Origin of the sequence: Mesorhizobium sp. M7A.F.Ca.CA.002.09.1.1, assembly GCF_003998555.1 — a bacterium.
GTDB classification, from domain to species: Bacteria; Pseudomonadota; Alphaproteobacteria; order Rhizobiales; family Rhizobiaceae; genus Mesorhizobium; species Mesorhizobium ciceri.
Window position 1 is genome coordinate 1 of sequence record NZ_RZRR01000099.1, and the last position, 9,723, is coordinate 9,723.

At 58.3% G+C, this 9,723-nt stretch carries 9 protein-coding genes and 1 pseudogene; 5 read left to right on the forward strand and 5 right to left on the reverse strand.

The annotated features are described in order from the left end of the window. Window positions 1-146: 146 nt before the first annotated feature. From msrA to EN994_RS06960, 5 genes are all read right to left on the reverse strand, one after another. Window positions 147-884, reverse strand: a complete 738-nt coding sequence (gene msrA / locus EN994_RS06940; protein ID WP_063169626.1) for a peptide-methionine (S)-S-oxide reductase MsrA — start codon at window positions 882-884, stop codon at window positions 147-149. 142 nt (window positions 885-1,026) lie between these two features. Next, complete coding sequence (locus EN994_RS06945) at window positions 1,027-1,305, reverse strand: hypothetical protein (protein WP_027162827.1); 279 nt, start codon at window positions 1,303-1,305, stop codon at window positions 1,027-1,029. Between the two features lie 102 nt (window positions 1,306-1,407). Next, window positions 1,408-2,106, reverse strand: a complete 699-nt coding sequence (locus tag EN994_RS06950; RefSeq protein ID WP_063169625.1) for a DUF1223 domain-containing protein — start codon at window positions 2,104-2,106, stop codon at window positions 1,408-1,410. A 151-nt stretch (window positions 2,107-2,257) separates the two neighbouring features. After that, a complete protein-coding gene (locus EN994_RS06955) occupies window positions 2,258-2,569 on the reverse strand; it encodes an endonuclease domain-containing protein (RefSeq protein ID WP_244514250.1) in 312 nt (103 codons plus the stop codon). 168 nt (window positions 2,570-2,737) lie between these two features. Next, window positions 2,738-3,910, reverse strand: a complete 1,173-nt coding sequence (locus tag EN994_RS06960; protein ID WP_063169623.1) for a pilus assembly protein TadG-related protein — start codon at window positions 3,908-3,910, stop codon at window positions 2,738-2,740. Between the two features lie 187 nt (window positions 3,911-4,097). On the opposite strand from EN994_RS06960, the gene lepA reads away from it, so the two are divergent. From lepA to EN994_RS35305, 5 genes and pseudogenes are all read left to right on the forward strand, one after another. Next, the gene (lepA, locus tag EN994_RS06965; RefSeq protein ID WP_063169622.1) at window positions 4,098-5,903 is read left to right on the forward strand and encodes a translation elongation factor 4; all 1,806 of its coding nucleotides are present in this window, start codon (window positions 4,098-4,100) and stop codon (window positions 5,901-5,903) included. A gap of 267 nt (window positions 5,904-6,170) precedes the next feature. Next, window positions 6,171-6,743, forward strand: a complete 573-nt coding sequence (locus tag EN994_RS06975) for an ABC-three component system protein (RefSeq protein ID WP_063170410.1) — start codon at window positions 6,171-6,173, stop codon at window positions 6,741-6,743. Further along, window positions 6,740-7,261, forward strand: a complete 522-nt coding sequence (locus EN994_RS06980; RefSeq protein ID WP_063169621.1) for an ABC-three component system middle component 5 — start codon at window positions 6,740-6,742, stop codon at window positions 7,259-7,261. Before EN994_RS06975 ends, EN994_RS06980 begins: the two co-directional genes overlap by 4 nt. Further along, window positions 7,248-9,176 (forward strand): AAA family ATPase, encoded by a 1,929-nt coding sequence (locus EN994_RS06985; RefSeq protein WP_063169620.1) that lies wholly within the window; start codon window positions 7,248-7,250, stop codon window positions 9,174-9,176. Before EN994_RS06980 ends, EN994_RS06985 begins: the two co-directional genes overlap by 14 nt. A gap of 260 nt (window positions 9,177-9,436) precedes the next feature. Beyond that, window positions 9,437-9,723, forward strand: a pseudogene (locus EN994_RS35305) (hypothetical protein); the annotation flags it as partial.

Consider the following 9,723-nt stretch of genomic DNA (forward strand, 5'->3'; position numbering starts at 1 on the left):
GTCTGGGCCTGGAAGAAGAACCCGGCCGGCACCTTCGCCGACATGAACCCGACTGTGTCGTGTGACGCGATGAAGGCCATGTAGCCGGCAGGGGCGGGGCGGCTGAGTGCGCAAATCTCCCCCCGCGAGGGGGAGATTGGGCATTCTTAGTTGCTCGCCGACAGCACCAGCACCGGCTTCTCGCTATAGAGCGCCGGGAACAGGGCCTTCAGGTTCGCCACCTTGGGCAGGTCGTTGTAGACGATGTAGGGATAGGTCGGGTTCAGCGTCAGGAAGTCCTGATGATAATTCTCGGCCGGATAGAAGGTCTTGCCGGTTTCCAGCGTGGTGACGATCGGCTCCGGGAACACCTTGGCCTGGTCGAGCTGGGCGATGTAGCTTTGCGCGATCTTCTTTTGGGCATCGTTTTCGGCGAAGATCGTCGAGCGGTACTGCGTGCCGGAGTCCGGACCCTGGAAATTCAGCTGGGTCGGGTTGTGGGCGACCGAGAAATAGACCTGCAGCAGCTGGCCGTAGGTCACCTTCGACGGATCGTAGGTGATCTCGACGGATTCGGCATGCCCGGTGCGGCCTGAGCCGACCGTCTCGTAGACGGCGGTGTCCTTGTCGCCGCCGGTGTAGCCGGAGACGGCCTTGGTGACGCCCTTGACGTGCTGGAACACGCCCTGCACGCCCCAGAAACAACCGCCGGCGAAGACTGCCTTTTCAGTGCCGGTGGCCGCCTTCTCGTCGAGCGCCGGCGGCGGGATCTTCACCGCGTCCTCGGCCGAAACCGCCGGCGTCAGCCAGAAGGCGGCGCCCGCGGCGGCCAGCGCAAGAGCGGCGAGCGCGCTGCGGAAGACGTTCGACGATTGTCTGATGACTGGTTTTTGAATGTCGGTCATGGCTTGAGCTCCTGTGACGTCCATCATGTGGAGTCTATTGGATAAGATACGATCATGCGACGGGCGAGTTGCGGCCGAAGCCTCACTTTCACGTGCATCCGGCTTCGGACCCGCGGGACCGAAGCCGGAAACAGCACCGCCTTTACTTGGCCGGAGCCATCGCATCCGTTGCCGGCTTCATGGCGTCAGCCGCCGGCTTCATGGAATTGGTGGCCATCGGGTCGGCAGGCTTCATCGCATCCGTTGCAGGTTTCATGGCGTCTGCGGCCGGCTTCATCGCATCCGCGGCCGGTTTCATGGCATTTGCAGCCGGCTTCATCGCATTGGTCGCGTCGTCGGCACGGGCGATGCCGCCGGCAAACAGCGCCGTCGAGCACAGAGCGAGAGCGAGCGCCGGCAGCGTCAGGCGGGAAGTGGTCATGATGATCTCCTTGGGGTTGGCGTTGAAGGCGCGCCCTCTTGGCGGCCGTGCTATGCGGCGCCGCTCCATGCGGCGTTGCGCAATTTCTTGTCGAAGCGCGATCTAGTCGGTCGCGGCAGCCAGGATCGGTCCGCCACCGGGCGACTGCACGAGCACGGCGGTGCTCAGGCCGCCGGACGCGGCGGGCAGAGGATATGTCGCGGCCGCGCCGGTCCAGCTGCCGAGTTTTTCGAGCGCATGCACGACATTGGCGTGCGGCAAGGTGCGGCCGGTGTTTTCGCCGCGCGAAACCGGCACCTCGACCACGCCCTTGGCATAGCGCACCAGCCAGACATCGGCGTGGCCGCCAGGTGCGGCGCCGGCGCCGATGCTGATCCTGCCGCCATCGAGTGACAATGCCGGGCCGCTTGTCCGGCCGCTCGCCGCAATCAGCTTTTCGATTTCGCCGGGTGCGGCACCGACGACATCGGCATGGCCGTTGACCACCACTTGCGGCGTGAACGGCCCGTCATGACCGAGCGCCGGCTCATAACTGACCTGGCGCCGGGTGAATTCCTGTTTTCCGAAGATATCCTTCCAGCCGAGATAGTCCCAGTAGGTGACGTTGAACGACAGCGCCAGCACGCCGGGCTGGTCCTTGACCTTGATCAGATTGGCATTGGCCGGCGGGCAGGACGAGCAGCCCTGGCTGGTGAACAGCTCGACCACGCTGAGCGGCTGGGCCGCCGCCGCACCGAGCGACGCTGCCAGCGCAATCGCCGAGAGGCTGGACACTTTGATGAACGTACAGGATCGCGACATCGGCTTGCTCCGTGGGCGGCGGCGCCTGGAAGCACCGCAGATATCCCCACTTCGCCGCTGTCGGCGCCTTCGTTACAGCGCTCACCGGTTTGTGATCGGGCCGCAGGCGTTCTTCCCTTCTCCCCCTGTGGGAGAAGGGAAGAACGCGCCCCTACCGCCAAGGCTGTAGGCTGGTATCCCGTACATAGGCGATGATGGTATCGCTAACGGCGTTCATGTCTTTCAGAACGTCATCGTTCCAAAAGCGCAGAATGCGAAAGCCTTTCTCTTCCAGGTGAGTTTTGCGGACGCTGTCAGACTCCAACTCCGCATGCTGGCTGCCATCGATCTCGACGACCAAGCGTGCTTCGAAGCAGACGAAATCGGCAATGTACTTTCCAATGGGAACCTGGCGCCGAAATTTTATCCGGTCGAGCCTGCGGTCGCGCAGTTCATGCCACAGCCGGTCTTCCGCTTCCGTCATTACACGCCGGAGCGAACGGGCGAAGCTTCGTTTGGCTGGCGGGACAGGTTGATGCGGCATGGCTTAGATTAGCCAGCTATTGCGCTCCGTCCAGCACCCCTCATCCGTCTCGGCGCTACGCGCCGATCCACCTTCTCCCGCAAGGGGAGAAGGCAAGAGGAGCAGCATCTACTGCGTCAGCAGTGTGTCGGACGGTCGCTTGTTGAAGTCGCACTTGCCCATCACGCTGTAGAAGAAGTCGGCGTTCGTAACGTCTGGCAGTGGAGGATTGTTGCCGCCGTCTTCCCATGCCTGATCGCTGGTCTCGCTGCAGGGCACCACGGCGAAGATGTCGACGACCGTGTTGCTGGCAACCTCGACGGGGAGGTATTTGGAAGGGTTCAGGGCCTTTTGTGCCGCGGTGCTGTACCCGGCGCCGAGGTAGAGCCGGTTCGACGTGTCTGTATTGTTCGACCTGAGCGGGTTGACCGGCCCGGACGGCACATCCATCTGCAGATAGAGCTTGTCCATCGTGCTCACGTTGATTGTTGCGCCACTGCTGTTTCCGGCGGAATTCGTGGTCGCGCACGTCGTCTTGAAATAGACGGTGGAGCCGTTCGTTTTTCCGCTTTTTGCCACCGCGGTGCTTTTGTAAACTCCCGCAGTGGCCGTGAAATCGGTTGTTGATCCTACTGTCGTGCACAGTTGGGTCTGAACCAGCGTATCGGTTGGTCCCGTGGTAATAGTTGTCGTCCCGTAACCTTTCGGCTCGGCAGCGGTATAGGTCTTACCACCGCTCGTATAGGAATAACTATACGCTTTGTAGTTGTAGTTGGCCTTCATCATGGCCGTCGGCGTGGTCGTGGAGGTCCAACCGTAGGGAAGGCCGTACAGAGTCATGGTCTTGTTCCAGTAGCCCGAAACGTGATCGACATTGAACGTAGCTTCGACCAGCGCCGGCGTCTTGCTCACCGCCGACGCGACGCCGACCGTTACCGTGGGAATCCTGGCGATCTGCATGAACACGGTCGGCATGGCGAAACTTGCCGAGGCCTGCGCGGTGGCGGTGCCGTTGGCGCTGACGTCGAAGCTGTTCAGGGTCGCTGCGCCCCGCCCGCCGTTTTCTCTGTAGGTATCCTGGAGCATCACCTGGCGCTGCGGCTTCGTCGAGGCCGTATCCATCGTGGTGATCGACAGGATCGCGGCGTCGAGTGCCGCCTGCTCGGTCGACCTGGTCTGGACAGCGGAGGTGTAGTCGACGGAAAAGCCGATCGCGGTGATCAACGGTATCATGGCAAGAATGAGTATCGGTGCGAACGAGCCGCTCCGCGACTCGATAAAACTGCCTGCAAGCCCCCGCATGCCTTCGTCCTTACATCAGATATTTCCCTCCGCTAACATCCCGTTCGCAAATTATGCTCTAACGGGCTTGGTTAAAATTTATAGATTTTTCGCGAAAAGCGCGAAAAAAGCGACAGGTGCCCGTGCTGCCTGCTCCGGCAAAGGCGCACAGCTTGCTCGGGCAAGCCACCCCTGCTAAACGCGCGCCATGAGCACGCCCCTCGACCACATCCGCAATTTCTCCATCGTCGCCCATATCGACCATGGCAAATCCACGCTTGCCGACAGGCTGATCCAGCTGACCGGCGGGCTGGAGCTGCGCGACATGAAGGAGCAGGTGCTGGACTCGATGGACATCGAGCGCGAGCGCGGCATCACCATCAAGGCGCAGACGGTGCGGCTGAAATACCGCGCCAACAATGGCGAGGACTATATCCTCAATTTGATCGACACGCCCGGACATGTCGACTTCGCCTATGAAGTGTCGCGGTCGCTGGCCGCCTGCGAGGGCTCGCTGCTGGTCGTCGATGCCTCCCAGGGCGTCGAGGCGCAGACGCTGGCCAATGTCTACCAGGCGATCGACAACAACCACGAGATCGTCGTGGTGCTGAACAAGGTCGACCTGCCGGCCGCCGAGCCCGAGCGCATCCGCGAGCAGGTCGAGGAGGTGATCGGCATCGACGCCTCCAACGCCGTGCTGATCTCGGCCAAGACCGGCCTCGGCATTCCGGATGTCCTGGAGGCCATCGTCCACCAATTGCCGCCGCCGCGCGAAGGCGACGCCACGGCACCCCTGAAGGCGATGCTGGTCGACAGCTGGTACGACGCCTATCTCGGCGTCATCGTGCTGGTGCGCGTCATCGACGGCGTGCTGAAGAAGGGCCAGACCATCCGCATGATGGGCACCGGCGCCAAATATCTGGTCGAGCGCACCGGCGTGTTCACACCGGCGCGCATCAATGTCGACGAGCTCGGCCCCGGCGAATTCGGCTTCTTCACCGGCTCGATCAAGGAAGTGGCCGACACGCGCGTCGGCGACACCATCACCGAGGACAAGCGCGCCACCGCCAAGGCGCTGCCCGGCTTCAAGCCGGCGCAGCCTGTGGTGTTCTGCGGCCTGTTCCCGGTCGACGCCGCCGATTTCGAGGATCTGCGCGCCGCAGTCGGCAAATTGCGCCTCAACGACGCCAGCTTCTCTTTTGAAATGGAAACCAGCGCCGCGCTCGGCTTCGGCTATCGCTGCGGCTTCCTTGGCCTCTTACATCTCGAAATCATCCAGGAGCGGCTGGAGCGCGAGTTCAACCTCGACCTGATCGCCACGGCACCCAGCGTCGTCTACCGGCTGGCTCTGACCGACGGCTCGATGAAGGAACTGCACAACCCGGCCGACATGCCCGACGTGGTCAAGATCTCGGCGATCGAGGAGCCGTGGATCCGCGCCACCATATTGACCCCCGACGACTATCTCGGCGGCATATTGAAACTCTGCCAGGACCGGCGCGGCATCCAGGCCGACCTGTCCTATGTCGGCAAGCGCGCCATGCTGATCTACGATCTGCCGCTCAACGAGGTCGTCTTCGATTTCTACGACCGGCTGAAGTCGATCTCCAAGGGCTACGCCTCCTTCGACTATCACCTGACCGACTACCGCGAGGGCGACCTGGTGAAGATGTCGATCCTGGTCAATGAGGAGCCGGTCGACGCGCTGTCCATGCTGGTGCACCGCACGGCGGCGGAAAAGCGCGGAAGGCAGATGTGCGAGAAGCTCAAGGAGCTGATCCCGAACCATCTGTTCAAGATCCCGATCCAGGCGGCAATAGGCGGCAAGGTCATCGCCCGAGAAACCATCTCGGCGCTGCGCAAGGACGTCACCGCCAAATGCTACGGCGGCGACGTCTCGCGCAAACGCAAGCTGCTGGACAAGCAGAAAGAAGGCAAGAAGCGGATGCGGCAGTTCGGGAAGGTGGACATTCCGCAGGAGGCGTTTATCCAGGCCTTGAAGATGGGGGACTAGGTCCTTAAGTAGTTTCAAAATAGAAAAAGGGTGCTAAACTGGCCGTGGCTCGGGGGTGATTCATGGCAGCAATTGCAGACTACATTTCTGAAATAATTAGCTTTCTAGTAGGTCTGGGCGCTGGTTCGCTCATAACATTTCAAATTATCAAAAATCGAGCAGGCCCTGGTGGAAACGCCGTTAATCAGGGTGGCGCTACCGCTGGTGGCGACTTAGTAGGACGTGACAAGACGATCACGAAGTAACGTGTCGATAAAGGCGCGTAGCGTGACGGCAAATTCAACCACAGTCGATCAGTCGGGAGCCAGCGCGGGTCGCGACATGGCGGCTCGCGACATCAACCATACTTACAAGAACATCGCCGCAAACCGCGTAAGCGCGATCGAAAAGCTGTTACAAAAGCTTGAGCTTGAAATTGAAAGAAATCAAGTAGCCAGAGACACCATCGACAGACTCAAACGGTTCTATTCTCAACGATCGCACGACGGTGTTCGGGGACTACGCGCAAAGTTGAGCGTGAGTGGCCGAGAGGATTCCTACTCTGATGCCATCGAAATGAAGGAAATGTTCGTCAAACTTCTAGAGCGCTGGTCTCATTATTATTCTGCTCAACAGATAATCGTATATCTGTTGGCGAGAGCTGAACGGCAGTTTAATGATATAATCCTCCCACAAATTTCTACATGTGGCGTGGTGGAAATAAACAAGTTCATGAATGAGCTAATTGTGATTCCAACTGTTGAGGACTGCGGTGCAAGCGTCCTGGAGGTAGATCATAACACCGCAATGGGGATGATTTACTGGCTGGCAGAACAATGTTTCGTCCGTTGGCATAAATGACTCAGCTCTCCTTTCAGCCTGCTTTTGACGCTTTTCATGCGGTTTTTAGGTTTTTACGTCTACGAAATGTGCTCGGCCCTTCGGAGGCGCTGGCCTACGATAAGTTGCGGATTCTGGATTTCTACCTTTTGTTCCCTCACAAAGTTCGGGACATTCGGCTGACAGCCCAGCATCAGAAGTTCAAAAAGCTATCAGACCGATATGCTTTTACTAAACCTTATGGCGAGCTACCCGATGCCAGGTTGGTATTCGAACGTATGCGCCCTATGCAAGCAGCGGCCATTCAAACCCTTGCCGCCAAGTCTTTGGTGAGTGTCGATGCGCTTGCGCAAAAGGAAGTTAGAGCCACAGGGTCCACAATTCCTCGGAGTCTCGCGGAACGAGTAGCCGAGATCAACGAATCTCAGTCCGACCTCATGGATTTCTTGGCCACTCTGGCATCGGACTATCCTCTGCAAGGGGATAACGGGCTGAAGGCGAGAACTGGCCTGTTGGAGCATCGATATGATGCGGTATGAGCCTACGCTGATAGTGACGCGTGTTGTGGTCGAGCGGGGTCATCTCGTTGTTTACAACGAACAGTTCCATGAGGGCGTTAATGTCGTCCGTGGTGATAATTCCTCCGGAAAATCGACTGTTTTAAATTTCATCTTCTATGGACTCGGGGGAGAACTCGCCGATTGGAGCGCAGTGGCTCGCCTTTGCACGAGAGTTGTCGTTGAGGCGCGTATAAACGGGCGCATAGTGACCCTTAGCAGAGAGATTTCCGAGTCGACCGGGCAGCAGCCAATGGAAGTTTTTGGTGGCCCATACGAGATGGCGACAGGGGCTGCCCGATCCGACTGGATACGCTATCCATATAGAGGTACGAGCAATCGCGAGAGCTTTTCGCAAGCAATATTTGGCCTCCTGGGAATTCCGGAGGTATCAAGCGATCTGTCCGGCAACATAACTATGCATCAGATACTTAGATTGCTGTACGCTGACCAGCTAAGCCCAATAGAGGACATCTTTCGTTTCGAAAGATTTGATCAAGCAAATTTGCGAGATACGGTAGGACGACTCCTTTGTGGCGCATACGATAGCGATCTTTACGATAACGAGCAAAAAATAAAGGAGTATAGCAAAGAGCTGGACAAGGTAATTGGGCAGCTACACTCGCTATTTACGATATTGGGCAGAGTAGGAGGGCCGGACCAGGGATTAACTACCGAATGGATTCAGGCTCAGAGACATAACCTGGAGAAGGACCGGGCTGCGGTTCAGACTGCGATCGAACAATCTGAGGCCGCACTTTTTTCCAGCGATGCAAAGGACCAATTCACACTGGACTCGCAAGAAACCGCTTACAGGCGGGTCCAAGAGATTCAGTCGAGCCTCGTGCGGACCCGTCAAGAGCGTGACGCCCTCACGCTTACGATCGCTGATTCCGATGCTTTCATTGTTAGCCTCCGGAACAAGATCGAGGCCCTGAAGGACTCTGAGAATGTGGTCGAAAATATCGGAGAGGTCAGTTTTCAGTGGTGTCCAGCCTGCTACGCGCCTTTGGAGGATGAGCCTGCTCCACATTCTTGCCATTTGTGCAAAACGCCATTTGACTCCGAACAGACCCAAGTACGCATTTCCGGTCTGATTCTTGACACCAGCCTCCAGATCAACCAATCGGAGGAACTTCAAAGGAAGCGAAGTGAGCGCCTAACCCGATTGGATATTTCACTGCGGCGACTCGAAGAAGATTGGCAACAGGCGTCCCAACATCTTGCTTCGGTGCAACGATTGCCATCGACTACATTACGAGACCGTATCGGAGAATTGCACCGACGAGCCGGATACTTGGAGAGACAGGTCGAAGATTTAGATCAGAAGGCCAAATTGGTTGAAACTATACGAGAGCTTTCGAGTCGGCGCGAGGAGCTGGAAGGTGCTATCGCTGGGCTAAAATCCTACAATGATGCACTTCGCGCTCAACAGCAGAATAGACTATCCATCGCCTATACTCGTATCTCTAACGAGGTTAAGGAGCTTCTACGCAACGATTTGAGGCGGCAAGATATATTTGAGGACCCTGAAACTATCAGCTTTACGTTTGGGCAAAACAAGATCGCTGTAGACGGGGAGAATTACTTCTCGGCTAGCTCCAGAGCGATTTTGAAAAGCAGCTTCTACCTGGGATTCCTTGCTGCAGCAACTAAGACGGAGTTCTTTCGCCATCCCCGCTTCTGCATGATTGATACTCACGAAAACATGGGGGTGGAGGCAATCCGCAGCCAAAACTTCCAACTGCAAATCCTCCGTATCTCGAAGGAAAGTAAGGTAGAGCATCAGATAATCTACGCGACTGCGATGATCGAGCCGATCTTGGAAGACGAAGCATATGCAGTCGGGGCGTTTTCCACGAGCGACGAAAAGACGATTGATATCAGGTTAAATTGAAGTGTGAGTCGGGATGGCATCATATCCTGCGCGAACGCGGCGATGGGGCCACGAAATGGCCATTTCTCCGATTGCGTGGCTCTGAGAAGCGCGACTGTTGTGTTCGGGAGGGCAGACCCACCTCGGGGTATTCTCTCCCCTCAAATGCGCACCACATCAGACACCACCGCCGCGGTCGGCCTTGCGGCGGCGCCTTCGGGCTGGCCGGCACCTTCGTCGCCAGCGCGCCGCTGCGCGAAACGCTCTGGACGATCGACGGCGTGGCTCTCGTGGTCGCCACCGCGCTGCTGACGATGAAACACCAGCGGCTGGGCAATGATTGCATAGCGGCCGGCTTCCTGACCTTCCTGGCCGGCGAGACCCTGTTGATGGCCGGCAATGCGGCGGGGCTTGAGGCCAGCGTGCCGTCCTATGTCGGCGGCATCTCGCTTTGGGCGGCCGCACTGGTCATGGTCAGCGCGCCGAAGACATTCGCCCTGTGGATGCGCCTCACCGCGCTCGTGGCCGCCGCGCTGTTTGTCGTCTCGGCTTGCATGATCCTCTGGGG

Excerpts from the sequence above, each read along its gene's own strand:
- msrA (WP_063169626.1), bottom strand. The coding sequence starts at position 884 with ATGACCGACATTCAAAAACCAGTCATCAGACAATCGTCGAACGTCTTC.
- EN994_RS06945 (WP_027162827.1), bottom strand. The coding sequence starts at position 1,305 with ATGACCACTTCCCGCCTGACGCTGCCGGCGCTCGCTCTCGCTCTGTGC.
- EN994_RS06950 (WP_063169625.1), bottom strand. The coding sequence starts at position 2,106 with ATGTCGCGATCCTGTACGTTCATCAAAGTGTCCAGCCTCTCGGCGATT.
- EN994_RS06955 (WP_244514250.1), bottom strand. The coding sequence starts at position 2,569 with ATGACGGAAGCGGAAGACCGGCTGTGGCATGAACTGCGCGACCGCAGG.
- EN994_RS06960 (WP_063169623.1), bottom strand. The coding sequence starts at position 3,910 with ATGCGGGGGCTTGCAGGCAGTTTTATCGAGTCGCGGAGCGGCTCGTTC.
- lepA (WP_063169622.1), top strand. The coding sequence starts at position 4,098 with ATGAGCACGCCCCTCGACCACATCCGCAATTTCTCCATCGTCGCCCAT.
- EN994_RS06980 (WP_063169621.1), top strand. The coding sequence starts at position 6,740 with ATGACTCAGCTCTCCTTTCAGCCTGCTTTTGACGCTTTTCATGCGGTT.
- EN994_RS06985 (WP_063169620.1), top strand. The coding sequence starts at position 7,248 with ATGATGCGGTATGAGCCTACGCTGATAGTGACGCGTGTTGTGGTCGAG.